Origin of the sequence: Telluria aromaticivorans (assembly GCF_013003915.1) — a bacterium.
Taxonomy (GTDB): Bacteria; Pseudomonadota; Gammaproteobacteria; order Burkholderiales; family Burkholderiaceae_D; genus Telluria; species Telluria aromaticivorans.
Genome location: NZ_JABAIV010000005.1, coordinates 283,540 through 309,425 on the forward strand (window position 1 = coordinate 283,540; position 25,886 = coordinate 309,425).

Below are 25,886 nucleotides of genomic sequence, written 5' to 3' on the forward strand. Positions count from 1 at the left end.
GCCCTGATTCACTGAGCATGTACAACCACTATTTCCAGCTGAAGGGCGCGCCGTTTTCGATTGCGCCGGACCCGCGCTACCTGTTCATGAGCGAGCGCCACCGCGAGGCGCTGGCGCACCTGCTGTACGGGATCGGCAGCGGCGGCGGCTTCGTGCTGCTGACTGGTGAAATTGGCGCCGGCAAGACCACGGTGTGCCGGTCCTTCATCGAGCAGGTGCCCGAGAACTGCCGGCTGGCGTACATCTTCAACCCGCGCCTGAGCGTCGAGGAACTGCTGCTGAGCGTGTGCGACGAGCTGCGCATCGAGCTGCCGCCCGCGAACACGCCGCTGGGCCTCAAGGGCTATGTCGATGCGATCAACCGCTACCTGCTCGACTCCCACGCGCAGGGCCTGAACAACGTGCTGGTGATCGACGAGGCCCAGAACCTGTCGGCCGAGGTGCTGGAGCAGCTGCGCCTGCTGACCAACCTCGAAACCAGCGAGCGCAAGCTGCTGCAGATCATCCTGATCGGCCAGCCTGAACTGCGCACCATGCTGGCGCGGCCCGAGCTGGAGCAACTGGCCCAGCGCGTGATCGCGCGCTACCACCTGGGGCCTTTGTCGGAGCCGGAGACCGGCGCCTATGTCGCGCACCGGCTGGCTGTGGCGGGGGCTACCGGCATGCCATTCCCGCCTGCGCTCACGCCGGCCATCCACGCGCTGGCGCACGGCGTACCGCGCCGCATTAACCTGCTCTGCGACCGCGCGCTGCTCGGCGCCTATGTCGAGAACAGCCCGCAGGTGACGCGCCCGATCCTGAACAAGGCTGCCGCCGAAGTGTTCGCCGGCGAACCCGCTGCGCGCCGCCTGCGCCTGCCGCTGGTGGCGGGCGGGGTGCTGGCGGCCGTGGCGCTCAGCGCCGCCGCCTGGCAGGCGATGCCGGCGCGCGAGGCGGCGCCGGCGGCTGCCGCACGGGTCGCCGCGCCGGCAGCGGCAGCGGCACCGGCAGCGGCGGCGGCAGCGGCAGCGGCAGCGGCAGGGGCAGGGGCAGCGGTGCCGCCGGTGCAGGCCATCGAGGCCGATGCGCTGCGCGAACTGGCCACGCTCTGGGGCCAGGCACTGGAAGGCGACGCGCCTTGCGAGGCAGCGCCCCGCTACAGCCTGCGCTGCCACACGGGCCGCGGCGGCCTGTACGAACTGCGCCTGCTCGACCGGCCTGCCGTCGTCACCTTGCACGATGGCCCGCGTACCGGCTATGCCGTGCTGTCGGCGATCGACGGCAACAGCGTGACCCTGAGCGCCGGCGCTCGCCGCGAACGCATCGACCTGGCCAGCTTCGTGGCCCGCTTCGGCGGCGAGTACACGACCTTCTGGCGGGTGCCGCGCGGCTTTCGCGAGCAGGTGTCCGAAGGCGACCGCGGCCCCGACGTCGACTGGCTGGCCGCGCGTCTTGCGGGCCTGAACCGCGTGAAGGCCGTCCAGGCGGGGCGCCCGCTGGACGCCAATACGCGCGAATGGCTGCGGCGCTTCCAGGCCGCGCAGAACCTGAAGGCGGACGGCGTTGCCGGACCGCGCACCTACATGCGGCTGAACCAGCTCACCGGCGTACCCGAGCCGCGCCTGCTGGCCGTCGCCGGCACCGGAAAGTAAGCATGTCGTACATCCTCGAAGCCCTCAAGAAGGCACAGGCGGAGCGCCAGCTCGGCAACGCCCCGACCATCCATGCACCGGCGCCTTCGTATGCAGCGCCCGCATCGACCGGGAACCGCAAGCCGCTGCTGGTCGGGCTGGGCGCCGGTGCGCTGGTCGTGGCGGCGGGGGCGGCCTTCCTGCTGCGCCAGCCGCCCGCGGTCGCACCAGCGCCTGCGCCCGTGCAGGTGGCCAGCGTAGTGGCGCCGACAGTAGTGGCGCCGGTCCAGGAGCCCGCCCCGGCGATCATCGTGCCGGCGCCGGTCGAACCGGCAGCAGACGCGCCAAAGCCAAAAGAAACGGCAACCCGCGCCAAGCCCGATGTTGCCGCCCCGGTGGCCGAAGCGCCACGGCGCGCGGAGCCCGAGCCACTGCGCCGCGAGGAAGCCGTCGAGGCCATCCCGGAAGCGCCGCGTGCCGCCGTGCTTCCCGCTACGCCGGCGAGCGCGGACGACAGCGTTGGCCCGGTGCAGTCGCTGCCGGAAGCGGTGCAGCGCGACGTGCCGAAAGTGGCCTTTGGCGGCTATATCTACTCGCCCAACCCGGCCGAGCGCCTGCTCCTGGTCGACAAGACGCTGCGCCGCGAAGGCGAGGAAGTCGCGCCCGGGCTGGTGCTGGAACGCCTGCTGCCGAAAGCGGCCATCATGAATTTCCGTGGCTATCGCTACCGTGTCGCGTACTGAACCGGGCACTGACGCGGCCCCCGGCCCGGTGCTGGGCGTGGTCGGCTGGTCGGGCAGCGGCAAGACCTCGCTGCTGGAACACCTGGTGGGCCGGCTGGCGGGGCAGGGGCTGCGCGTCAACATCGTCAAGCACAGCCACCACGACATCGAGCTCGAACCGCCGCGCAAGGACAGTGCGCGCCTGCGCATGGCCGGCGCGGCCGAGGTGATGATCGCCTCGCCCTACCGGGTGGCCATCCTGCGCGAGCTGCGGGGGGAGGTGGAACCTTCGCTGGCCGAGCACCTTGCGCGGCTGGCACCAAGCGACCTGACCCTGGTCGAAGGCTATAAATGGGAGCGCTTTCCCAAGCTGGAGGTGTTCCGGCCACTGCTGGGCAAGCCGGCGCTGTACCCGGACGATCCGGACATCGTCGCAGTGGTATCCGACGTGCCGCGCCCGGATGCGCTGGAAGGGCGGGCCTGGCTGGACCTGAATGATCCGGATCAGGTTCTGGAGTGGCTGGCCGGCTGGATGCGCGATTGCCCTAAAGTTCCCGCTGGAGCCGCCGATAATGGTGGATACGCCTCAATGGGAGAATGATATGGATGTGTCAAGCATTGCCAAGCTGTCCACCAGCATCGCCGAAACCGGCACCCGCCAGGAAGTGAGCCTGGCTGTCTTCAAGAAGGCACAGCAGATCGAGGCGGCGACCGCCACCCAGCTGCTCGAGGCGCTTCCGTCGGTGCAGTCGGCAAATTTGCCGGCGCACTTGGGTAACAAGATCAATACGACGGCCTAGGCTTAGGTTTTCGGCAGTTCGTCGAACTTGGGCGGAGCAATGCCAGTGGCATTGTTCCCTCCAATTCCGTGCCGCAGCCCCCAGCTTCGCCTGTAACAACTAGCATCACTCCCCAGCTTGCATCTTTCCCCCACCTGATAAATACTGTCGGCTTCATCCCAGCACCGGAGCCTTCGCATGACCCACCGCCACGCCCTGATCGCCGCCGCGCTTGCCAGCGTCTGCGCCACCCAAGCTGCCGCGCAGGACATGGGCACGCCGAAAGCCGACCAGGAAGCCTGCTACGGCGTCGCCAAGGCCGGCCAGAACGACTGCGGCACCGCGACCCATGGCTGCTCCGCCGCCGCCAAGACCGACAACGACCCGAACGAATGGAAGTTCGTTGCCAAGGGCACGTGCACCAAGCTCGGCGGCGCGCTCGAGCCAGGCAAGGCCCAGCCGGCCAAGGCTGAACCAGCCAAGCCAGAACCGCAGAAATAATCCCATGCGCGCCCCGGACGCGGCCATCGACGCCGGCGTGGGGCTGCGCACGCCGCACTACCGCGCCTTCCTCGAGGGGCGCCCAGCGGTCGGCTTCATCGAAGTCCACAGCGAAAACTACCTGGCCCGTGCCGGGTGGGACTGGCACGTACTGACCGAACTGCGCCGCGAATACCCGGTCAGCCTGCATGGCGTCGGGCTCGGCCTTGGATCGGCACGCGGCTTTTCGCCGGCCCACCTGGAGCGCGTTTGTGCGCTGGTCGAGGCCGTCGATCCTTTCCTCGTTTCCGAACACCTGAGCTGGGGCGCGCTGGCCGACCGCCAGCTCAACGACCTGCTGCCCATCACCCTCGATCATGCCGCCCTGACCCTGGTCAGCGAGCGCGTCAGCCGGGTGCAGGACGGGATCAAGCGCCGCCTGCTGGTGGAAAACGTCTCGACTTATGTCCGCTTCCGCGCCGATGCGATGAGCGAAGCGCAATTCCTGGCCGAACTGGCCCGGCGCACCGGCTGCGCCATCCTGCTCGACGTGAACAATCTCTACGTCAACCAGCACAACCATGGCGAAGACGCGCTGGCCGCGATCGCCGCGCTGCCGGTGGGGAGCGTCGGCGAAATCCACCTCGCCGGCCACTTGGCAACGCCGCTGGCGCTGGTCGACCACCATGGCGCGGCCGTGGCGGAGCCGGTCTGGGAGCTGTACCGCGCCGCCTTGCAGCGCTTCGGCCGCGTGCCGACGCTGGTCGAATGGGATGCCGATATTCCGCCGCTCGACGTCCTGCTGGCCGAGGCGGCAAAGGCGGACCAGGTCGCGCGGGACTATCCGCTGCCGGTTCCGGACGCCTTCCCGCCGCAGCGAGCCGGGCAGGCAAGCACAGCAAACGACGCCTTGGCCGCTGTCCAGCAGCAATTCGGCAACGCGCTGTTCGACCACCGGCATGAATCCAGTCTCGAACCGTTCTTGAGCGAGGGCGGGATAAAACGACTTTCCCTCTACCGCGGCAACCTGAGCGCCGGCTGGGAGCGCGCACTGGCCGATGCCTACCCGGTGATCCGCCAGCTGGTCGGCGAAGAATTCTTCGAGGGCCTGGCACGCGCCTACGGCAAGGCCACGCCCTCGACGGATCCCGACCTGGCTGGCTTCGGCCTGCGGTTCGCGGATTTCCTTGCAGGGTTTGCCCCAGCCTCGGCCTATCCCTACTTGCCGGACATGGCGCGCCTGGAATGGGCCGTCCACCGCGCCTGGCTGGCGCCGGACGCGGAGCCGCTCGGCATCGACACGCTGGTGAACCTCGCCCCGGAGACCCTGGATACTGCCCGTTTCACCCTGCATTCCTCGGTGGCTATGCTGCGCAGCCCCTGGGCCACCGCGCCGCTGTGGCAGGCGCACCAGCCCGGTGGGCCAGCCCTGCCGCCAGGCGTGGACCGGCCCTGCGTGGCCCTGGTCGTGCGGCCGCACTGGAAGGTGGAGATGGTGGAACTGGGCGCGCCAGATGCTGTCGCCCTGGAACGGATGCTGGCCGGCGCGAACTTTGGTGAAGCGGTCGACGCAGTGCTGGCGTGCGGGGAGGGCAGCAGAGTGCCGGACATCGGCGCCATGCTGCAAGGCTGGTTCAGGCTCGGCCTGGTGGCCGCCATTGAACCAGCAACAAGGGTTTAGTGGAAGGCGCGCAGGATGCGCTGTTCCCCGGAATAGTCCTGATAGCGCTCGTTGGCGGCGCGGGTGGCGGCCATCATGCGCTCGAGCTGAGCGTCTTCGAAACGCGCCAGTTCCTCGTTGGCCGCTTCCAGTGCCAGCGCCAGCTTGGCCCGCGCGGTCTGGTAGAGCACGCTGGTGTAGTGATCGGTGTTCTTGAGCAGCTCTTCGGCGTTTTCAATCACCATCCGCAGATCGCCGATGAGCTGTTCCTGCGACTGCGCGCAGCGGTTCGGGGTTTCCATCGCTTCACCTTTAGCCGTTGATATTAGTCGATACCTGACGACTTAAAATATAAACAAGGAAGCCCCGTTTTGTTTGTTAGCGCGCAAACATAAGCCCGTGATTGATGCGCAGTTATTGCACGCGGATCTGCACGTCGCCCAAGGTGACGGTCTGGCCGCTGCGGATCTTGGCCGTCTTGCGCAGTTCCTTCTTGCCGTCGACCCGCACCGCGCCGCCCGCGACCAGGTGCTTGCCGGCGCCGCCGCTGTCGACCAGGCCGACCAGCTTCAGCAGCTGGTTGACTTCGACGAATTCTGATGTCAAATCGAAAACTATTTTTTGCATTCTATCCTCGGGGGTGGTGAAAGCGGCCTGCGACCGGCGAGGCCGCCTTTGGGTCATTCAGCGACCGCGTCCGGCCGGGTCATGTCGATCGGCACGACCCACTGGTCGAATTGCTGCTCGTCCACGAAACCGGACTGCAGCGCGGCCTGGCGCAGGGTCAGGCCCTCGTGCGACGCGGTCTTGGCGATTTGCGCGGCGCGATCATACCCGATGTGAGGCGCCAGCGCGGTCACCAGCATCAGCGATTTTTCCATCAGCTCGGCAATGCGTTGGTGGTTCGGCTCGATGCCCTGGGCGCAATGGGTGTCGAAGGAGCGCATGCCGTCCCCCAAGAGGCGCGCGCTCTGCAGGAAGTTATGCGCGATCATCGGCTTGAACACGTTCAGCTCGAAATTGCCCTGCGAGCCGCCGATCGTGATGGCCACGTCGTTGCCGAATACCTGGCAGCACAGCATGGTCAGTGCTTCGCACTGGGTCGGATTGACCTTGCCCGGCATGATCGAGCTGCCCGGCTCGTTCTCGGGGATGGTGATCTCGCCCAGGCCCGAGCGCGGGCCCGAGGCCATCCAGCGTACGTCGTTGGCGATTTTCATGAGGGCGGTGGCCAGCGTCTTCAGGGCGCCGTGGCTCGACACCAGCGCGTCATGGCCGGCCAGCGCCATGAACTTGTTGGGCGCGGTCTTGAACGACAGCCCCGTCAGTGCCGCCAGCTCGGCGGCAATGCGGGGCGCGAAGTCCGGGTGCGCGTTCAGGCCGGTGCCGACCGCCGTGCCGCCCGCCGCCAGCGCCAGCAGGCCGGGCAGGGTGGAGCGGATCGCGCTTTCGGCAAATTCCAGCTGGGCGACATAGCCCGAGAATTCCTGGCCAAGGGTGAGCGGGGTGGCGTCCTGCAGGTGGGTGCGGCCGATCTTGACGATATCCTCGAAGTCGCGCGACTTGCGCAGCAGGGTGGAACGCAGCTGTGCCAGGCCCGGCAGCACGTTTTTCGCCACGGCCAGCGCCGCCGCCACGTGCATCGCGGTCGGGAAAATGTCGTTCGACGACTGTCCCATGTTGACGTGGTCGTTCGGGTGCAGCAGGCGTTTTTCGCCGCGTTCGCCGCCGATCAGCTCGGAGCCGCGGTTGGCCAGCACCTCGTTCATGTTCATGTTGCTCTGGGTGCCGGAGCCGGTTTGCCAGACGGCGAGCGGGAATTCCTGCGGGTGCTGGCCACCAAGGACTTCATCGGCCGCGCGGATGATGGCGTCGGCCTTGTCGCGCGGCAGTTTGCCCAGCGAGCGGTTGACGGCGGCTGCGGCGCGCTTGACCTGGGCCAGCGCCGCAACCAGTTCCGGCGCCATCTGCTCGGTCGAGATGTGGAAATGGTGCAGCGAACGCTGGGTCTGGGCGCCCCAGAGACGGCTCGATGCGACTTCGATCGGGCCGAAACTGTCTTTTTCTATCCTGTTTTCCATGGGCATGTCCTGTCGAATGCAAGGCTGGGATTAAAGAGTTTATCGCAATGTCCGTTAAAGACGCTCAGGCTTCATTTTTGCATCTACCGCATTGACTTTATGGCGTGCCGCCTTTTCCTGTTGTTGATTTCCTCGCTGCTGGCCGGCGCCGCTTCGGCGGCCGAGCTCGGTGAGCCGCGCGTGGGCTCCTTCATCGGCCAGCCGCTGGTGGCCGACATCGAGCTCACCATGCTGGAAGACGCCGCCACGCCGGTGCAGGCGCGCCTGGCCAACCCGAACGTCTACCGCGGCGCCAATATCGCCATGCCGCCGGTGCTGTCGACGCTGAATTTCTCGGTCATGCGGCGCGACGGGCGGCAGTTTTTGCACGTCACTTCCTTGAGGCCGGTCGAGGCGGCGCACCTGCACCTCTACCTGGAATTGTCCGACGGTTCCCAGCGCGGCGTGCGCCTGGCGACCTTGTGGCTGTCGCCGGATCCGCAGCCTGCGCCGCCGCCGGTCCCGGTGGTGCCGACCGTACCGGTCGTGCCTGTTGCGCCGCCCGTGGTCGCCAAGGCAGTGGCCGTCAAAGCCGTCGCTGCCGAGCCGGTGCACGTGGAAAAGCCTGTGCCTGCACCGAGCCGCTTGACGCCCGCCCCGGTGGCGGCGCCGCGCAAGCCCGTGGCGGAACCGGCTCCCTTGCCTGCGCCCGCACCAGCTTCGCCACCGGCCGCCTGTAAGCCGCAAGTCCAGCCGGAACAGAACGCCTGCGTCGCCCTCGGCGCCAAGAACGCCATCCTGCGCGAGCAGCTCGGCCAGCTCGAGGACAAGGTCAAGGTGCTGCAGGTAGCGATGGGGGCGGCGCCGGCCGCTGTCGTACCTGCCGCAAAACCTTACAAGCTGAAGAAGAAAAAGCCGGAACCGCTGCCGGAAGCCGACACCCCGTGGCTGCTGGTGGGCGGCGGCATCGCCGGTGTGCTGGCGCTGCTGGCCGGTGTGCTGGTCGCCGTGCGCCGCAGGAAGGCGGCGAAGCGCAAGATCCCGCCGCGCCACGTCGAGCCGACCGTTCCCCTTGGCGCGCGCCTGAAAGCGCGGCTGGGTGGATTGGGAAAGCAGCCGAAAGCGAATGCGCCAGCCGAAACAGCCACGCACGAGTCGTCTACACAAGTTTGATAATTGCGTTATACTAAAAATGTGGTCGTTTAGATCACAAACGGCATAGAGGCCTGTCGCAGCCACCACCGATAGCGTGGCGCGGAAAACAGGCAACGTTGAAGAAACGCCTGTGCCGGAAGCAGTTCGTGCGCCAACCAAGGCAGCGGACGCCGGATGCAACCGGCAAGAGGCGACGCCAGGAGATACCTGGTGCTCGCTCTCCCGAATTCCTTGCCCGCGCCCGTCGCTCGGGCTCGACCAAAGCGCCTGCGGGCGCTTTTTGTCGTTTACGGCCTCCGGTTTGCCATGCAGCCTGCATGGCGGCCATACCTGTTGCCCACTGAACGGCGCTACAATCGCGTCTACAGGACCAGCCGCATACTATGAAAAATTGGATCACCCGCTTGATGGGCAGCGCCGACAGCCAGGCCGCGGCCGCCGACGTGGCTGCGCATCCGGATGCCGGCGCCCCGGACGCGCCGCCGGACGCCGCCCAGGCCGACGAACTCTATTACCGCTGGCTGCTGGGCCCGGCGGGATTCGACGCGCCCGCCGAAACCGAGCTACTGATCCTTGAACAGGTCCGCAGCCTGGCCCAGAATCCTGCCGTGGCCGCCGAACTGGTGCCGCGCGTCCCCGAGCTCATCCCCAAGCTTCTGCGCAGCCTGCGCGACGAGAGCGTCACCACGGGCGAACTGTCGCGCCAGGTGGCGGAAGACGTGGTGCTGGTGGCCGACGTGCTGCGCGAGGCGAACAGCGCCTATTACCGGCCGATTACCCCGATCAAGACGCTGGACGCCGCCATCATGCTGCTGGGCCAGAACGGCCTGCGCATGTTGCTGGCCCGGGTCGCCTTCCGCCCGGTGATCCGGATGCAGGACGCCGGCTTCGCGCGCCGCGCGGCGCCGCTGGTCTGGAACCATTCCGAGAAATGCGCGGTGGCGGCCAGCCTGATGGCGCCGGGGCTGACGGCCGATATTTTCGAATCCTGCCTGGCCGGCCTGATGCAGGACGTGGGGCTGATCGTCGCTTTCCGGCTGGCCGACCGGGTCTGCCAGAACGGCAAGGTGCCGAAATCGGCGGCCTTCGGCGCCGAGCTGCTGGCGCGCAGCCGGGCTTTGTCTGCGGTGATTGCAACGCACTGGGATTTTCCGAACGATGTGGCGGACGCGATTGCGCTGGCGGGGGATCCAGGCGGATCGAGTTTGGCGCAGGCGGTGGCGCAGGGTGACCATATTGCCAAGCTACGGATCTTGATCGATGCGGGGATGCTGTCGGAGGATGATCCGCTGGTGGCGGAGGGGCTCAACAGTTTCCAGCGGCGGTGCTTGGGGAAGTTAAGTAATTTGGAAGAGTAGGGCAGCGGGGCTTCGTAGGGTGGGCAAGTTCCTTGCCCACGCGGTCAGCCAGCGGAAGAACGATCGAGCGACAATTCATCCACTAGCTGACCGCGTGGGCAGAATCTGCCCACCCTACGGGGCGCGGCAAATCGGAAGCAGGCGGCCGCAGCCAACAAAAAAGGCACCCGCAGGTGCCTTCGCTTGAATCCGTACTAAATCAGTGCGCGCACATCGCGCGGTCCAGCTGCCCCATCCATGGCTCGGTCACGTCGCGGATTGCGCGGTCGTTGGCCATCAGCTGCTTGAGCAGGTCGATCTTGCGCTGGCGCTTGGCGCCGTCCAGGGCCGGTACGCCGCAGATCGCGGCGCCTGCAGCCACGCTTGCCTGCACGTTCAGCTTGTCGAAAGCATTCCATTCGCCTGCCTGTGCCGCGTTCTTCATCTGGCCACTCAGGCCAGCGAGGTTTTCGTACATCGAGAGAACGTCGTTCGATTTCATGTTGGCACCGAGGCAAGGTTCACCGGCTGGATTACCGGCTATCTAAGCCATTTACGGATGCGTTTTTCGGAACTTTAGGGTTTCGACTAAAAATAGTTGAAATATTTTTCGATAGCCATGGATGTTGTCAGTCATGCATCGTCAACCCCGCATGCATGGGCCAGAATGCCGGTCGCCATTCCTTGAATTCAGCAGTTTGGCCCGGTTTTTTGCAGTCTGTCGCATTCCGGGCGCAGGTATCAAGGAGCTTGCTTACCCTGCAGGCTGGGTTTTTGCGCCACGGCGCGAGGCCGACATCAAATAAAAACAGATTCGAGAGAGAACTCTATGAGAGACATGCGAGTAGCTCGCACTGCTGTTGCGGTCGCGTTCGCGCTGAGCGCCGCCACGGCGCAGGCAGAGGCGCCGTTTTCGTTTGCGGCCACGCCGGGCAAGCTGCCGAAAGACGTGATCCCGCTGCAATACGCCGCCCACATCATGCCCGACGTCGCGGGCAATACCTTCCGCGGCACGCAAACCGTCGAGATCGAGGTCCTGAAAACGACCTCGACTATCATGCTGAACGCCGACAACCTGGAGATCGACGCGGCGAGCCTGTCCGGCAAGGGCATCGGCAAACTCGTCTTGACCCCGGTCCTCGATAAGACCCAGCAAACCCTGCGCTTCGACCTGCCCGCGCCGCTGGCGCCGGGTAAATACGACCTTGCGATGAGTTTCCGTGGCCAGATCAACCGTGAGGGGCGCGGCCTGTTCTATGTCAATTACAAGGCCGGCAGCGCGGACAAGAAGCTGATCGCCACCACCATGGCGCCGAGCGATGCGCGGCGCATGCTGCCGACCTGGGACGAACCGGCCTTCCGCGCCCGCTTCAAGCTGACGGTCGACGTGCCTGGCCACTTCAAGGCCTATTCCACCACCCCGATCGAGAAGCAGGAAAAGCTGGCCGGCGGCATGCAACGCATTTCCTTCGGCAATACGCCGAAGATGCCGAGCTACCTGGTGGTGCTGGTGGCGGGCGAGCTGGAGCGCCTGGCCGGCAAGCAGGACGGCGTCGACATCGGTATCGTCACCACCGAGGGCAAGCTCGGCTCGGCCGTCTTCCCGCTGGCCGCGACGCGCGACCTGCTGCATTACTTTAATAATTACTTCGGCATCCCGTATCCGTTACCGAAACTCGACCAGATCGCGATTCCCGGCGGCTTCAATGGCGCCATGGAAAACTGGGGCGCTGTGGTCTATAACGAGCCGACCCTGTTGTACGACCCGAAGAAGAGCCCGGAAAAGGTCAAGAAATTCACCTTCAACATCAATGCCCACGAGGTCGCCCACCAGTGGTTCGGTAACCTGGTAACCATGGCCTGGTGGGACAATTTGTGGCTGAACGAAGGCTTTGCGTCATGGATGGCATCCAAGGCGACCCAGCACTTCCACCCGGAATGGCGTCCCTACCTGGACAGCATCGCCGAGCGCGAATACGTGATGAACCTGGACGCGCGCAAGACGACGCACCCGATCCAGACCCCGATCGACACCGAAGCGCAGGCCGCTGCAGCCTTCGACGCCATCACCTATGAAAAGGGCGAAGCCTTCCTGCGCATGCTCGAGGCCTATCTGGGCGAAGAACCCTTCCGCAAGGGCATACGCGCCTATATGGCGAAGCACCAGTACTCCAACACGACCTCCGCCGACCTGTGGGCGGCGCTGGAAAAAGCCTCCGGCAAGCCGGTCGCCAAGCTGGCATCGGACTGGACCACCCAGCCGGGCTTCCCTTTGATTAAAGTGGAGCAGGTGTGCGAGGACGGCAAGCGCAAGGTCACACTCTCGCAGGAACAATATCGCCTCGACGAACCGCCTGTCGAAAAACGCCTGTGGAACGTGCCGCTGCAGGTCGGCACCGTCAACGGCAAGGCCTGGTACACGCTGCTGTCCGGCCCCAGCACCACCTTGACCCAGGCCAGTTGCGAAGGCGCGCTGGTGGTGGACCCTTACAGCGTCGGCTATTTCCGCCTGCATTACGACCCGGTCAGTTTCCGCGCCCTGGCCGAACAGGCGCCGCGCCTGCCGGACAGCACGCGCCTGCGCCTGCTGGCCGATACCTGGAGCCTGGCATCGAACGGCCGCATGGGTCTCGATGGCTACCTGAACCTGGTACGGCGCTACGGCGACGAGCCACGCCTGGCGGTGTGGGAAGCGATCCTTTCGCACCTGCGCACGCTCGACTCGCTGGCGCGCGGCGAGCCGGAACGGGCGCTGATCCGGCGCTTCTTCATCGACCTGGCGCGCCCGAAGTTCGACCAGCTCGGCTGGGACGAGAAGCCGGGCGAGACCATCGAAGACGGCCAGCTGCGCGGCATGCTTGCGACCTCGCTGGCGCGTGCCGGCGACCCGGTGGCGATCGCGGAAGGCCGCGCCCGCTTTGCACGGCTGCTGCAAGACCCGGCCGCGGTGCCGCCGTCCATGATCGACTTCGTCACGGCCACCGCCGGCCGCTACGCGGACGCCGCCACCTATGACATCCTGGCTGCCCGTGCCGCGAACGCCCCGACCAGCGAAGAGCGCAACCGGTATGGTCGCGCGCTGGCCGTCGCGCAAGACCCGGCATTGGCCGCGCGCACGCTGCAGTCTCTGCTGTCGCCCCAGACCCCGCCTGACCTGGTGCCATATATCGTGGGCGGCGTCGCCAACGAGCACCAAGAGCAGACCTGGAATTTCGCGATGGCCAACCGCGAGGCGCTGCTCAATAATATGGAATCGCTGGGCCGCAACGCCGTGTTCGCCAGCATCGTGGCTTCGTCGAGCAACCCGGCGCATGCCGAGATGATGGAAGCCTATATGCGCAAACACTTCGGGCCGGACGGCGTGGTCGAAGCCGAGCGCGTCGGCAACGGCGTGCGCGTGCGCGCTGCCCAGAAGGCGCGCCTGCTGCCGCAGGTTCGCGCCGCTTTGCAATACCTGCACCACAATTAAATAAAACCACTTTAGTCAAGGGACGCTATGAAGACCAGCTGGACTCCGATCAAGACTGCAATCTCCTTCGCCCTGTGCGGCGCCGCCTTCGCATTCGTCCCGGCCCAGGCCGGGCAGGGCGCTTCGCCCGCTGCCCAGCCGGCCAGGCCTGCCGCCGCCGTCATGCTGCCGGGCGACGACTTCTATGCCTGGGCCAATGGCGAGTGGATGGCCAAGACAGAGATCCCGGCCGACCGCGGCTCCTGGGGTGCCATGTATGCGCTGGCCGACGAAAGCAACGGCCGCATCGTCAAGCTGATCGAAGAAGCGGCGGCCAGCAAGTCCGCCAGTGCCGAGGCGCGCAAGGTGGCCGATTTCTACACCGCCTACATGAACGAAAGCGCGATCGAAGCGGCCGGCCTGGCGGCGCTCAAGCCGCGCCTGGCGAAGATCGCGGCCCTCCAGGACCGCGCCGCCCTGGCGCGCACCCTGGGCGAATTCCTGCGCGCCGACGTCGACCCGCTGAACGCTACCAATTTCAGCACCCCGAATTTGTTCGGCGTGTGGATCAACCAGGGGCTGACGGACCCGTCGCGCAATGTCCCTTACTTCCTGCAGGGCGGCATCGGCTTGCCGGATCGTGCCTACTACCTTGACGCCAGCCCGAAGATGGCCGAGCTGCGCACCAAATACCAGCAATACATCGTGGCCATGCTCAAGCTGGCCGGCTACGACAACGTGGAGCAGCGCGCCGCCAGGATCTTCGCGCTCGAGTCCGAGCTGGCCGAAAGCCACGCCAGCCGCGAAGAATCGAGCGACATCCAGAAGGCCAACAACCTGTGGACCATGAAGGACTTCGCCGCCAAGGCGCCGGGCATGGACTGGAATGCCTTCATGAAGGGTGCGCGGCTTAGCGGCCAGGACCGCTTCATCGCCTACCATCCGGGCGCGCTCAAGGGCGCGGCCGAGCAGGTGGCGGCCACCGACCTGGCCACCTGGAAGGACTACCTGGCCTTTCACAGCATGAACCAGTACGCCAGCACGCTGCCGAAGGCCTACGCGGACCTGCGCTTCGAGTTCTATGGCAAGGGCCTGACTGGTTCACCGCAGCAGTCGCCGCGCTGGAAGCGGGCCCTGGCCGCCACCAATGGCGCGATGGACGACGCCGTCGGCAAGCTCTACGTCGCCAAGTATTTCCCGGCCGAGAACAAGGCGCACATCCAGAAAATGGTCGCCAACATCAAGGACGCCTTCACCCGCCGTATCGACAAGCTCGACTGGATGGCGCCGTCGACCCGCGCCCAGGCCAAGGAAAAAGTGCGCACGATGTATGTCGGCGTCGGTTATCCGGACACCTGGAAGTCGTATGGCGGCCTGCAGGTCTCGCCGCTTGACGCGCTGGGCAACGTGATGCGCGCCCAGGAATTCCACTATACCCAGCAGCTCGCCAAACTGAAGCAGAAGCCGAAGAAGACCGACTGGGCCATGCCGCCGCAGCTGGTGAATGCGGTCAACCTGCCGCTGCAGAATGCGCTGAACTTCCCGGCCGCGATCCTGCAGGCGCCGTTCTACGACCCGAAGGCGTCGGATGCGCAGAACTACGGCGCGATCGGCGCGGTGATCGGCCACGAGATCAGCCACAGCTTCGACGACATGGGCGCCCAGTTCGACGCCCAGGGCCGCCTGCGCGACTGGTGGACCAAGGAAGACCTGGCGTATTTCAAGAAGGCTTCGCAGAAGCTGGTGGAACAGTACAACACCTACAAACCCTTCGACGACCTGGCCGTGAATGGCCAGCTGACCTTGAGCGAGAATTTGTCCGACCTGGCCGGCCTGGCCGCGGCCTATGACGCGTTCAAGGTCTCGCCCAGCGGCAAGGGCACTGGGCTTGACGCCGACCGCGCCTTCTTCACCGGCTTCGCCCATGCCTGGCGCAGCAAGATGCGCGAAGCCTCGATGCGCCGCGTCGTGCTGACCGACGGCCACGCGCCAGGCCAGTACCGCACCTACACCGTGCGCAACCTGGATGCCTGGTACAAGGCCTTCGACGTGCAGCCGGGACAGAAGCTGTACCTGGCGCCGGAGCAGCGGGTGCGGGTCTGGTGATGGGGTAAGGCTGGATCATTGGTAACCTCTGATCTTGCCGCCTGCTTGAAGACCGTCGTACGCGCCACTGGCGCCTACGACTTCCGGCGTAGGCCGGAACCTAAGTTCGCCGCTCCATCGTCAACGTACGCTGTTCGACGGATCGTGAAACTTGGGCCCCGGCCTTCGCCGGGACGACGTGCTGTCGTTGCGGGCTACAGATTGCGGTACGACTCGCCACTTCATAAACGGCGATAATGCGTCATCACCTCCAGGCACCCCGATGACCCCCGACGACATCTCCCACCGCACGCTCGACCACTACAACCGCAACGCCGACTCCTTCTTCGCCGGCACAATCGACCACGACGTGCGCCAGAACATCGACGCCTTGCTCGGCTCTATCGAAGGTCCTGCGCCGTTCACCATCCTCGACCTCGGCTGCGGCCCGGGCCGCGACCTCAAGACCTTCAGCGAACTCGGCCACAAGGCCATCGGCCTCGACGGCAGCGAACGTTTCGCGGAGATGGCGCGCGCCTACAGCGGCTGCGAAGTCTGGTGCCAGGATTTCCTGCATCTCGACCTGCCGCAAGCGAGCTTCGACGGCGTCTTCGCCAACGCGTCGCTGTTCCACGTCCCCAGTGCCGAACTGCCGGGCGTGCTGGCGAACCTGCACGCCGCGCTGAAGCCCCGCGGTGTCCTGTTCAGCTCGAATCCGCGCGGCGACAACCGCGAAGGCTGGAACGGCCCACGCTACGGCAGCTATTACGATTACGACACCTGGGAAGGCTTCCTCGTCGCGGCGGGTTTTATTCCGCTGCACCATTACTATCGTCCACCCGGCCTACCGCGCGAGCAGCAGCCCTGGCTGGCCAGTCTCTGGCGCAAGCCGGAGTGTTAATTGGCGAACAGAGCGCCGTGATAATCGCGCCTAAGGTGAGGCTTCGTTTCACAAACCAATGAGGTGACTGCAATGAACAAGGACCAGGTAAAAGGCAAGGCCAAGGACATCGGCGGCAAAATCCAGGAAAAGGTCGGCGAAGCCACCGGCAACCGCCAGCAGCAGCGTGAAGGCGTGTCCAACCAGGCCGAAGGCAAGGTGCAGGAGAAGGTCGGCGATGTGAAAAACATCGTCAAAGGCAACCGGTAAGTTCCTCTTCCACATGAAAAAGCCGCGCACTGCGCGGCTTTTTCCTTGGTGGGCGGCCTCAGCCCGGCTTCTTCTGCAAGCCGGACCGGTCCCCCAGCACATCCTCGATGTAGAGCATCTTCACCAGCACCGCCAGACCGGCGGCCAGCGGCGTTGCCAGTGCCACGCCGGCAAAGCCGAACAGGGTGCCGAACACGAGTTGCATCACGATCACCAGCGCAGGCGGCAGGTCGACCGCCTTGGCCTCGATCAGCGGCTGCAGGACATAGCCTTCGACCAGCTGGATGCCGACGAACAGCAGCACCGTGTACAGGGCCAGGTCGGGGCTGATCGACAGCGCCAGCAGCACGGCCGGAATGCCCGCCATGATGGGGCCAAGGTAGGGGATGAAATCGAGCAGGCCGGCGATGATGCCCAGGATCAGCGCCAGCGGTACCCCCAGCATGCTCAGGCCGACTGAAGTGACGACACCGACGATCAGCATCGAGGCCGCCTTGCCCATCAGCCAGCTCGACAGGGTATGGCCCAGTTCCTTCTGCACCTCGCGGGCACGGGGGCGATTGCTTTGCGGCACCAGCCGGATGAGGCCGTTGGTATAGAGCTGGGGCGAGGTGGCAAAGTAAATGCCGACGAACAGGATGATGATGACATTGCCCAGGGCGCCGATGACACCGCCGAAGAACAGGCCGGCATTCGGCACCATGCTGCCCATCTGCTTGACGATCTGCTCGGGCGGCGGCAGTTCCGCCACCACGCGCTTGAGCAGGGGGTGCTGCTGGACTTCGCTTTGCAGGCGCTCGACCGCGGCGGGGATTTCCTTCGCCAGCTTGCTCGACTGTTCGGCGATCTGCGGCGCCATTGCCCAGCCGCCGATGCCGATGATCGCAGCCAGCAGCAACACCACGATCCCCAGCGCGAGTTTGCGCTTCATGTGCAGCTTCTGCGCCAGGATCTCGCTCAGCTTGTAGAGCAGGATGGAACACAGGATGCAGGCAAAGACCAGCAGCAGCGCGTCGGCTGCAAGCACGACCGCGGCAACGCCCGCCACGAACAGCACGGCGATACCGCTGATCATCGTCATGCGGCGCGCGACACGGCGCTTGACCTGGGGTGGATCGGCGGAGATTTCTTGTTGTTGGTCGGTCATGGCAAACCCTTGTTAAGCAGCAGCGCCGCGTTGACAAAAGATTACCATTCACTGCAGCAAAATGTCGCGCGGGAGCGGACGGCGCGCTATGTGCGGGCGCGAACAGAAGTCCTCGGCAAGCTGGTTTATTCTTGTCTCAATGCATGGCCATCCGGGCATGTTTTCTTTAGGAGAAGACCATGAACAAAGACCAAGTTGCGGGCAAACTGAAAGACATCGGCGGCAAGATTCAGGAAGAGTTCGGCGATGCCATCGACAGCCCAGAGCAGGAAGCCAAGGGCCTGGCAAACCAGGTGGAAGGCAAGACCCAGAAGAAGCTGGGCGACGTGCGCGAAGCGCTCGATGATGCGACCGACGGCCGCACGACCACGACCACGACGACGACCACCCGTCGTCCATAACGCTGTCGTTTTCGCGTTATAAGAACAGCCGCCCCCGGGCGGCTGTTGTTTTTGTTGGGTCAGGAACCCATGCCGGCCCGTTTGTCCCTGAAAAATTCCCAGGCTGCCTCCGCAACCTCGACATCGGCGTTCTGCCGGCCGACCAGTGCCTGGATGAAGGCCGGGTAGCGCTTGAGCCGGCTCGGCTCCACATGGCCGCCGCCTTCGATCCTGTACAGGCCCACTTGCAGCCCCTTCTTGCCGTCGCCCCACATGAAGCGGGTGGCAGTGGTCTTGTCCGAGTCCTTGCGCTTGGCGATCCGCACCACCTCAGGCTCGGCAGGCAGGCCGGCCAGCTCGCGCCATACCGTCACGCCATCCTCGATGCTGCCCACCGGATCCGCAAAACCCAGTGTGTAGAAGAATTTGCCTCCGTGATAGGGCATCAGGGGATCGGCAGTGCACCCGAATACCAGGGCCGGAAGCGGCAGTGCGGGCATCCGGGCCCGGCCCGGCGGCGGCATGGAGGCCAGCACGGCCGAGAATGCAGCCAGCTTGTGCGGAATCTCGGTGGCCACGCGGTAGGCCATGTGGCCACCGCGCGAGACGCCGATGACATAGACGCGGCCGGGATCGACCTCGTGCCCGGAAATGGCAAGGTCGATGAGGGCAGCGATGAAGGCGACATCGTCTTTCCTGGCAACGCGCGCGTCGCTGGCGAAACAATCGCTCCAGCCACCTTTGCCTGCACCAGGCGCGGCGACGACCAGGTCTTCGCGCGCGGCGATTTCCAGCCACAGGGACAGGGGAGAGGGCGGGAAGGCCATGCCCAATACCTGTTCCGGCGAAGCGCCGGCGCCGTGCAGCACCACGACCAGCGCCCGCTTGACTGTGGCCGGCTTGCCCGGCGTGGCGATCAGGTAGTCGCGCCTGCCTTCAGGACGATCGAGGCTTGCCGGCACCGGCTGCAGGCTGGGCGCAGAACTGGCGCTGGTTCCGTAGAAAGCGGCTTTCAGCAGGCGTTTGAATCGCATTGGCATTCCATGAACCACACATCATGAGGGCAAAAAAACAGCCGCGGTGTGCGCGCGGCTGCTTCGTCTACTTGCAATGACGCCGGCTTATTTCGCCTGCACGCCACCCAGGTTCTTCTTGAAGAACCCTTCGATCATCCCGTACACGTGGCGCTGGTTGACCTTGCCCGAGATGCCGTGCTTGGCGCCCGGATAGGTCATCAGCTCGAACTGCACGTTGCGCTTGACCAGCTCGTCGATCAGGCGCGTGGTGTTGGTGAACAGGACGTTATCGTCGGCCATGCCGTGGATCAGGAGCAGGGGCGACTTCATGCCGTCCAGGTGGGCGAACACACCGCTGCGCTTGTAGGCTTCCGGGTCGGATTTCGGCGTGCCGCCGACGTAGCGCTCGGTGTAGTGGGTGTCATACAGCGCCCAGTCGGTCACCGGCGCCACCGACACGCCCATCGCGATCTTGTCGGATGCTGCCGCCAGCAGGCGCAGGGTCATGTAGCCGCCGTAGCTCCAGCCAAACACGCCGATGCGCTTCGGATCGACGAAGCTTTGCTTGGCCAGCCAGTCGACGCCTGCCACCTGGTCTTCGACCTCGACCTTGCCGAGGTCGTTGTAGAGGGCGTCGGTGAAGGCGCGTTCGCGGCGGCCCGAGCCGCGGTTATCGAGGCGGAACACCACGAAGCCCTGCTGCGCCATGTACTGGTCAAAATAATTGCCCCAGGCGCGGGTGACGCGCTGCGAGTGCGGGCCGCCGTAGGTGAACAGGAAGACCGGGTAGCGCTTGCTCGCATCGAAACCGGCCGGCTTGATGATCGAATAATGCAGGGTCTGGCCATCCTTGGCCTTCATCGTGCCGTACTCGGTCGGCAGGTGGTCGGCGACGTGCTTGGCGTACGGGTGGTTCGCGTTCAGCTCGTTCTTTTCCAGCCACTCCACCATGCTGCCGTCGGCGCGGCGGATCGACACCTGTGGCGGGGTGTTCGGGTTCGACCAGGTGTCGACAAAGATCTTGCCGTTGCCCGCGAACGCCGCTTCGTGCCAGCCGTCGCCGGCCGTGATGCGGACCGGGCTGCCGGCATTGCTGCCATCGAGCTTGAGCGCATAGGTCTGCTTGTCGATCATCGCGTCCTTGCCCGACGAGATGTAGACGCGGCCGGCGGCTTCGTCGACCGCCAGCACGTTGTCCACGCCCCAGTCGCCTTTCGACAGCGGGTACTGCAGCTTGCCATCGAGGCCGTAGACATACAGGTGCTTGCGGCCGCTGCGCTCGGAAGCCCAGATGAAGGCCTTCTTGTTCTTCAGGAAGCGCAGGTCGTTATTGATCTCGACCCAGGTCTTCGAGGTCTCGCTCAGCAGCGGGCGCTGGGCCAGGGTGTCGACGTCGACCGCCACCAGGTCGAGGCGCTTCTGGTCGCGGGTCTGGCGCTGGTATACCAGGGTTTTGGCGTCGGCGCTGAAGTCGGCGCGCACCAGGTAGATGTCTTTTTCAGGACCGAGGTCGACCTTGCGCTGCTGGCCGGTGGCCGGGTTGACCATCATCAGCTCGATCAGGACGTTCGGGTCGCCGGCAGCAGGGTAGTGCTGGTCGATCACTTCGGTGCGGTCGGCAAAGATCTCGAAGCGGCGCACCACCGGAACGGGTTTCTCATCATAGCGGCGGTAGGCAATCGCGGAATCGTCCGGCGCCCAGTAGTAACCGGTATGCTGGTCCATCTCTTCCTGCGCGACGAACTCGGCTTCGCCGTTGTGGATGGTGCCTTTGCCATCAAGCGTCAGCTGGCGCTCGGCGCCGGTCTGCAGGTCGATCACGACCAGGTTCTGGTTGCGCACGAAGGAGACGTAGCGGCCCTTCGGCGAAATCTTCGGGTCGGTCACGTTGCCCGACGCGACCTTGCGCGGTGCGTCCGGCCTTGCGGCATCGACCAGGAACAGGTCTCCACCGATCGGCACCAGCAACTGCTTGCCGTCCGGCGACCAGTAATAGGCGATGATGCCCGACAGGCCTGCAGTGCGGGCGCGCTCGCGGCGCGCTTTTTCTTCCAGCGACAGTTCCTCGTTCGGCACCAGGCGCTTGGAATCGACCAGGCGCTGGGTGCTCTTGGTCTTCATGTTGTATTCCCACAGGTCCTGCTGGTACTGGTTGTCGGCACGGCCGCGCAGGAAGGTGACGCGTTCGCCGTCCGGCGACACGCGCAGGGTCTTCACGCTGGCGCCGGCCAGGGCGGTGTCGCCGTAGATACGGTCCAGCGTCAGGCGTTCAGCCGATGCGGGAGCGGCCGCGAGGTTGGCAGCGAAAGCAGCCAGGAGGAACAGGTGAGGGCGCATTAAATGTCTCTGATGTAAGTTAATTTGCTACAACTGCGGAACGATACCAGAGTCCCCCTTGAAAAGCTGTAATTACACCGCGGGTTTGCGCGCCGCCGCACCCTCGCGGATGCGCTGGCGCGCGACCTGTTCGAACGACCAGGTCAGCAGCACCGCCGCGATGGTCAGGGCCACGACCAGGCCGATCCAGAAACCGGTGGTCTGCATCGGCGCGGCCGGCACCCAGGGGAACCATTGCGGCGCCAGCCCGAGGATGCAGCCCAGCGGCAGCGATACGCCCCAGAAGGCGACCAACTGGATGATCATGGGCGGGCGCGTCACCTGGTAGCCGCGGATGGCCGAGGCGGTCGCCACCTGGGTGGCGTCGGACAGCTGGAACAGCGCCGCGAACAGCAGCAAGTGGGCGCAGGCCGCCTGCACCGCCGGATCGGAGGTGTACATCGCCGCGATCTCCCAGCGGAACAGCGCGATGAACAGGGCCGACAACGCCCCGAAGGCAACCGACATGCCCACACCGACCCAGCCGACGAAGCGCGCCCGTTCGGGACTGCCTTCGCCCATGGCCTGGCCGACCCGCGTCATCATGCCGATCGAAAAGCTGAGCGGCACCATGAACACCAGCGAAGCAAAGTTCAGCGCGACCTGGTGCGAAGACACTGCCACCACGCCAAAGCGTGCCACCAGCAGGCTGATCAGGCCGAAGGCGCTGACTTCGGCGAAATAGGTGACGCCGATGGGCAGGCCCAGGCGCAGCATCTGCCCGATTTCGGTCCAGTCCGGGCCTTCCCAGCCAGTGAAGGGGTAGGTGAGGCGATAAGCTGGCGAATATTTGATCCAGAAGACCATGGCGCCGAGCATCAGCCACATGCCCACTGCGGTGGAGACCGCACAGCCAACCGCGCCCAGTGCCGGGAAGCCCCAGTTGCCGTAGACCAGCAGCCAGTTCGAGGCCACGTTGAACAGCAGGCCGAAGATCGCGATCCACATGATCGGGATGGTCTGGTTGATGCTGGTGGTGTAGCCGTACAGCGCGCGGTAGCAGGCGAAGGCCGGCATGCCGAGGCTGATCACGTGCAGGAACAGCGAGGCGCGGTCGGCGACCGGCTGCTCCAGCCCGACGTGGTCGAACAGCAGCGTGCACAGGTTGGCGAACAGGCAGGCCACCAGGCCGACGAGCGCGCCTTTCCACAGCGACTGGCGCACGGAGTGCGGGATCTGGTCATAGCGCGCCGCGCCGATCTCGTGCGCGACCACGGTGTTAATCGCCATCATCGTGCCCATCACGGTGACCAGCACGATCGACCACACCGAGGTGCCGAGCGAGACGGCGGCCAGTTCTTCGGCGCTGACGTGCCCGGTCATCGCCACGTCGGCCACGCCCATGCCCACGGTCGCCAGCTGGCCGACCAGCATGGGCCAGGACAGGCGCCACAGTGTGGCGATCTCGGCACGGACCGGGGCGGTCGTGGCAGGGGTGGTGGTGGCGGTCATCTGGACGGTATCGGTATCGGGGAGCCCGCCATTTTACTGACTCAGCGACAAGTTGGCGCGACGGCTTGGCTGTGCTTGCACGCATTTGCTAGCGCCTCATGCAAGCCGGATAGATCAGTTGCTCATCGGTTGTTGAGCATGCACAAGAACGCCTGCGCAAAACTGCACCACCTTAGGGTGTCATGACAGGAGTGCACCATGGAAGAACTGCTGCCGTATTACGAACGTGAACTGGTTTACCTGAATACGGTCGGACGCGAGCTGGCGAGCCAGTACCCGCGCCTGGCGAGCGAGCTCGGCATGGGTGCGGATGGCAGCGAAGACCCGCATATTCGGCGCCTGATCCAGGCCTGCGCCCTGCTCAATGCCCGCACCTCGAAGAAACTCGACGACGACTACCCGGAGTTCACCGAAGCCCTGCTGGGCAGCCTGTATCCGTACTTCCTGCAGGGCATACCCTCGTGTTCGATCGCGCGCGTGGGCATGGAGCCGGGGCCGCACGCACCCGGCAAGGGCGAGGGCGTGCAGGCCGTACCGCGCGGCACCGAGATGAGCGCACTGCACGGCAAGGGCACGGCTTGCCGCTTCCGCACCGCGAGCCCGGTGACGCTGGCGCCCCTTAGCGTGGCAGGCGCACGCTACGAGCCGGTGGTGCATGCGCCTGCCAACCTGCGCTTGCCGGCACGCGCGAGCGGACAGGTGACGCTGACCATCGAGAGCGCGGCGCCGGTCCGGCTGCTGCACCAGCAAGGCATGCCGCGCCTGCGCCTCTATCTCGATGCCGATCCTCTGCTGGCGGCCGCGCTGCTCGATACCCTGTTCATGCGCGTCGGCGCCAGCTACCTGGAGACCGGCGACCCAGGTAGCTGGCGCCCGCTGGAACGCGTGCCGCTGGCCCTGGGCGGCTTTGGCGACGACGATGCCCTGGTGCCGCTGCGCCAGAGCGAGCACGGCGCCTACCGGTTGCTGAGCGAATACTTCGCCTTCCCGGAGAAATTCCATTTCATCGACATCGACCTGGGCAAGCTGGCGCCGCTGCTGCCCCCCGTAGCGCACCGCTTTACCCTGCACCTGATCGTGAATGGCCTGCACGGCGACACCGGCGCTGCGCGGCTGCTCGGCAGCCTGGGGGCGCAGCACCTGGTGCCCGGCTGCGCGCCGGTGGTCAACCTGTTCCACCAGGCGGCCATGCCGGTGCGTATTACCCACCGCACGGCAATGTACGATGTCGTGCCCGGGCGCCACGAAGAGTATGTCGAGGTTTACAGTATCGACGCCGTCACCGTGCTGCGCACGGTAGAGAGCAGGGTGCAGTTGCTGGAGTACCGGCCTTATTACGGCTTGCGGCATGGCGAGGGCGGCGAACTGCGCGAGCGCTACTGGTTCGCGCGGCGCGACGACCGCGGCCTGCACCGCCAACGCATGAAGATCGGGTTCACGGATGCCGGCTTTTCGCTGACGGCCGACGAGCAATGCGTAGCCTCGATCGACCTGACCTGCACCAATGGCGCGCATGCGACCACGGTCGGCGTGGGCGCGCCAGGGGGCGACCTGATGAGCGAGACCGCCACCAGCGGCCTGCCGATCCACCTGCTGCGCAAACCCACGCCCCCGCACCGTTTTCCATCGTCCGGGGGCGCGCACTGGCGCCTGGTCGCCCAGCTGGCCCTCAACCACCGTTCGCTGGGCGACCTCGACGCCTTGCGTGAAGTGTTGACCCTGTATGACGTCTCGCGCTCGGCCGCGACCCAGCGCCAGATCGCCGGCATTACCGAATTGCAGACCCTGCCGTCCACGGCCTGGATCCGCAACAAGATCGGCGCCACGCTGGTGCACGGCCTTGAAGTGCGCATGACGGTCGACGAGGAGGCCTTCGCCGGCGCCAGCCTGGTGGTGTTCGCCGAGGTGGTCAACCGCTTCTTCGGCCTGTACGTGCACATCAACAGCTTCACCAGGCTGGTGGTGCGGTCAAGCCAGTCGGACCGGGAGTTACTGCGATGCGATCCCCGCAACGGCAGCCTGACCCTGGTGTGATCGACCGGCTGCTCGAGGAACCCTGGCAGGTCGAGCTGTTCCAGGCGGTCAGGCTGCTGGCGCGCTGGCTCCAGCGCCACGGTGGCGGGGGCTCGCTGGAATCAAGCGTCCGTTTCGAGAACAGCCTGTCGCTGGCTTTTCCCACGAGCGAAATCGAGTCGCTCGCGCTCGATGCGCTGGAAGACGGTTCCACACGGGTGCGCCTGCGCACGGCGGTGATGGGCCTGCTCGGCGTGAACGGCACGCTGCCGCTGCACTACACTGAACGCATCGGCGAATGGGAGCATGCCACGCGCGACGAAGGCCCGCGCGCCTTCTACGACGCGTTCTCGAACCGGCAGGTGGCGCTGTTCTACCGCGCCTGGTGCAAGTACCGCGTGCGCGGCGGGCCGGACGAGCGCAATCGCGACCGCTTCCTCGCCCAGCTCGCGGCGCTGGGCGGCGTCGCCGGCCACGCGCAGCTCGAAGCCGGGCTGTCCTCCGAGAGCCTGGCCTATTTTGCCGCCCAGTTGCGCAGCCGTGTGGTGTCGGCGGGCCTGGTCGCGGGCGTGCTGGGCGAATACCTGCAGGTGCCGGTCAAGGTGGAGCAGTTCACCGGCGGCTCGGACATGCTTGGCCTGGACCAGCGCAGTAAATTAGGCGCGAACAACTGCGAGGTCGGCATCGGCGCCACCCTCGGCGACCGGCTGCCCCGGCCCGAGCTCGGTATCCGGATCCGCGTCGGGCCGGTGCCCGGCACCGTGTTCCAGCGCTTCTTGCCGGGCGCCAGCGGCGCCCGCGCCATCGCCGCCTTGCTCGACCAGTTCGCCATCGACATTCCCTACCGCGAACTGCAGGTGATCCTGCGGCGCGAAGACGTGATCGGCGCCAGCCTGGACGGATTGACGCGCCTCGGGCTGGACGGCTTCCTGAGCACGCGCGCGAACCGGCGCGACCGCGACGACGTCTGTTACCTGCTGTAGCCCGCTCTTTCATCCGGCGTTTTTTTCCGTACT

General features: G+C 65.7%; 23 protein-coding genes. 15 read left to right on the forward strand and 8 right to left on the reverse strand.

The window, feature by feature from the left end; all coding sequences use genetic code 11:
* Positions 1 to 17 precede the first annotated feature (17 nt).
* From HGB41_RS15980 to bufB, 6 genes are all read left to right on the forward strand, one after another.
* A complete protein-coding gene (locus tag HGB41_RS15980; protein WP_171086180.1) occupies positions 18 to 1,631 on the forward strand; it encodes an ExeA family protein in 1,614 nt (537 codons plus the stop codon).
* Positions 1,632 to 1,633: 2 nt separating this feature from the next.
* Positions 1,634 to 2,353 (forward strand): general secretion pathway protein GspB, encoded by a 720-nt coding sequence (locus HGB41_RS15985; RefSeq protein ID WP_171086182.1) that lies wholly within the window; start codon positions 1,634 to 1,636, stop codon positions 2,351 to 2,353.
* A complete protein-coding gene (gene mobB, locus HGB41_RS15990; protein ID WP_371868532.1) occupies positions 2,325 to 2,933 on the forward strand; it encodes a molybdopterin-guanine dinucleotide biosynthesis protein B in 609 nt (202 codons plus the stop codon). The genes HGB41_RS15985 and mobB overlap by 29 nt, the downstream gene beginning before the upstream one ends.
* Before the next feature lies 1 nt (position 2,934).
* Positions 2,935 to 3,132 carry a YjfB family protein gene (locus HGB41_RS15995; protein WP_171086185.1) on the forward strand — a complete coding sequence of 66 codons (198 nt, stop codon included), beginning with the start codon at positions 2,935 to 2,937 and terminating at the stop codon, positions 3,130 to 3,132.
* A 177-nt stretch (positions 3,133 to 3,309) separates the two neighbouring features.
* On the forward strand, positions 3,310 to 3,612 hold the full coding sequence (locus HGB41_RS16000; protein ID WP_171086187.1) for a BufA1 family periplasmic bufferin-type metallophore: 303 nt from the start codon (positions 3,310 to 3,312) through the stop codon (positions 3,610 to 3,612).
* Between the two features lie 4 nt (positions 3,613 to 3,616).
* Positions 3,617 to 5,272: an MNIO family bufferin maturase gene (gene bufB, locus HGB41_RS16005; RefSeq protein WP_171086189.1), complete on the forward strand. Its 1,656-nt coding sequence runs from the start codon at positions 3,617 to 3,619 to the stop codon at positions 5,270 to 5,272.
* Here bufB and HGB41_RS16010 read toward each other — a convergent pair.
* The 3 genes from HGB41_RS16010 to fumC all read right to left on the reverse strand — a co-directional run bounded on the left by HGB41_RS16010 (position 5,269) and on the right by fumC (position 7,332).
* Positions 5,269 to 5,553: a DUF883 family protein gene (locus tag HGB41_RS16010; protein ID WP_171086191.1), complete on the reverse strand. Its 285-nt coding sequence runs from the start codon at positions 5,551 to 5,553 to the stop codon at positions 5,269 to 5,271. The two genes, bufB and HGB41_RS16010, sit on opposite strands and share 4 nt — an antisense overlap.
* A 112-nt stretch (positions 5,554 to 5,665) precedes the next feature.
* The gene (locus HGB41_RS16015) at positions 5,666 to 5,878 is read right to left on the reverse strand and encodes an RNA-binding S4 domain-containing protein (protein ID WP_171086193.1); all 213 of its coding nucleotides are present in this window, start codon (positions 5,876 to 5,878) and stop codon (positions 5,666 to 5,668) included.
* 53 nt (positions 5,879 to 5,931) lie between these two features.
* The gene (gene fumC / locus HGB41_RS16020; protein ID WP_171086195.1) at positions 5,932 to 7,332 is read right to left on the reverse strand and encodes a class II fumarate hydratase; all 1,401 of its coding nucleotides are present in this window, start codon (positions 7,330 to 7,332) and stop codon (positions 5,932 to 5,934) included.
* A gap of 99 nt (positions 7,333 to 7,431) precedes the next feature.
* Here fumC and HGB41_RS16025 point away from each other — a divergent pair, with 99 nt between their 5' ends.
* Entirely contained in the window at positions 7,432 to 8,484 is a 1,053-nt protein-coding gene (locus HGB41_RS16025; RefSeq protein WP_171086197.1) for a FimV/HubP-related protein, read from the forward strand.
* Between the two features lie 365 nt (positions 8,485 to 8,849).
* Positions 8,850 to 9,824, forward strand: coding sequence for an HDOD domain-containing protein (locus tag HGB41_RS16030; protein ID WP_171086198.1), 975 nt, complete (start codon positions 8,850 to 8,852; stop codon positions 9,822 to 9,824).
* 199 nt (positions 9,825 to 10,023) lie between these two features.
* Here the strand turns inward: HGB41_RS16030 and HGB41_RS16035 are convergent, their stop codons facing one another.
* Entirely contained in the window at positions 10,024 to 10,305 is a 282-nt protein-coding gene (locus HGB41_RS16035; RefSeq protein ID WP_171086201.1) for a flagellar protein FliT, read from the reverse strand.
* Positions 10,306 to 10,641: 336 nt separating this feature from the next.
* Here HGB41_RS16035 and HGB41_RS16040 point away from each other — a divergent pair, with 336 nt between their 5' ends.
* The 4 genes from HGB41_RS16040 to HGB41_RS16055 all read left to right on the forward strand — a co-directional run bounded on the left by HGB41_RS16040 (position 10,642) and on the right by HGB41_RS16055 (position 16,486).
* Positions 10,642 to 13,272: a M1 family metallopeptidase gene (locus HGB41_RS16040; RefSeq protein ID WP_171086203.1), complete on the forward strand. Its 2,631-nt coding sequence runs from the start codon at positions 10,642 to 10,644 to the stop codon at positions 13,270 to 13,272.
* 27 nt (positions 13,273 to 13,299) lie between these two features.
* Complete coding sequence (locus HGB41_RS16045) at positions 13,300 to 15,357, forward strand: M13 family metallopeptidase (protein ID WP_171086205.1); 2,058 nt, start codon at positions 13,300 to 13,302, stop codon at positions 15,355 to 15,357.
* 262 nt (positions 15,358 to 15,619) lie between these two features.
* Complete coding sequence (locus HGB41_RS16050) at positions 15,620 to 16,237, forward strand: class I SAM-dependent methyltransferase (RefSeq protein WP_171086207.1); 618 nt, start codon at positions 15,620 to 15,622, stop codon at positions 16,235 to 16,237.
* 72 nt (positions 16,238 to 16,309) lie between these two features.
* Positions 16,310 to 16,486: a CsbD family protein gene (locus tag HGB41_RS16055; RefSeq protein WP_171086209.1), complete on the forward strand. Its 177-nt coding sequence runs from the start codon at positions 16,310 to 16,312 to the stop codon at positions 16,484 to 16,486.
* A gap of 58 nt (positions 16,487 to 16,544) precedes the next feature.
* On the opposite strand, the gene HGB41_RS16060 is transcribed toward HGB41_RS16055, so the two are convergent.
* Complete coding sequence (locus tag HGB41_RS16060) at positions 16,545 to 17,633, reverse strand: AI-2E family transporter (protein ID WP_171086211.1); 1,089 nt, start codon at positions 17,631 to 17,633, stop codon at positions 16,545 to 16,547.
* A gap of 179 nt (positions 17,634 to 17,812) precedes the next feature.
* Here HGB41_RS16060 and HGB41_RS16065 point away from each other — a divergent pair, with 179 nt between their 5' ends.
* Entirely contained in the window at positions 17,813 to 18,034 is a 222-nt protein-coding gene (locus HGB41_RS16065; protein WP_171086213.1) for a CsbD family protein, read from the forward strand.
* Between the two features lie 59 nt (positions 18,035 to 18,093).
* Here HGB41_RS16065 and HGB41_RS16070 read toward each other — a convergent pair whose 3' ends face one another.
* The 3 genes from HGB41_RS16070 to HGB41_RS16080 form a co-directional block, all read right to left on the reverse strand.
* On the reverse strand, positions 18,094 to 19,047 hold the full coding sequence (locus HGB41_RS16070; RefSeq protein WP_171086216.1) for a CE1 family esterase: 954 nt from the start codon (positions 19,045 to 19,047) through the stop codon (positions 18,094 to 18,096).
* An 87-nt stretch (positions 19,048 to 19,134) separates the two neighbouring features.
* Positions 19,135 to 21,366 carry a S9 family peptidase gene (locus HGB41_RS16075; protein WP_171086218.1) on the reverse strand — a complete coding sequence of 744 codons (2,232 nt, stop codon included), beginning with the start codon at positions 21,364 to 21,366 and terminating at the stop codon, positions 19,135 to 19,137.
* Positions 21,367 to 21,438: 72 nt separating this feature from the next.
* The gene (locus tag HGB41_RS16080) at positions 21,439 to 22,857 is read right to left on the reverse strand and encodes an MATE family efflux transporter (protein ID WP_171086219.1); all 1,419 of its coding nucleotides are present in this window, start codon (positions 22,855 to 22,857) and stop codon (positions 21,439 to 21,441) included.
* A 198-nt stretch (positions 22,858 to 23,055) separates the two neighbouring features.
* Here HGB41_RS16080 and tssF point away from each other — a divergent pair, with 198 nt between their 5' ends.
* Positions 23,056 to 24,891, forward strand: a complete 1,836-nt coding sequence (gene tssF / locus HGB41_RS16085; protein ID WP_171086226.1) for a type VI secretion system baseplate subunit TssF — start codon at positions 23,056 to 23,058, stop codon at positions 24,889 to 24,891.
* A complete protein-coding gene (gene tssG, locus HGB41_RS16090; RefSeq protein WP_171086228.1) occupies positions 24,855 to 25,853 on the forward strand; it encodes a type VI secretion system baseplate subunit TssG in 999 nt (332 codons plus the stop codon). The genes tssF and tssG overlap by 37 nt, the downstream gene beginning before the upstream one ends.
* Positions 25,854 to 25,886: the final 33 nt, after the last annotated feature.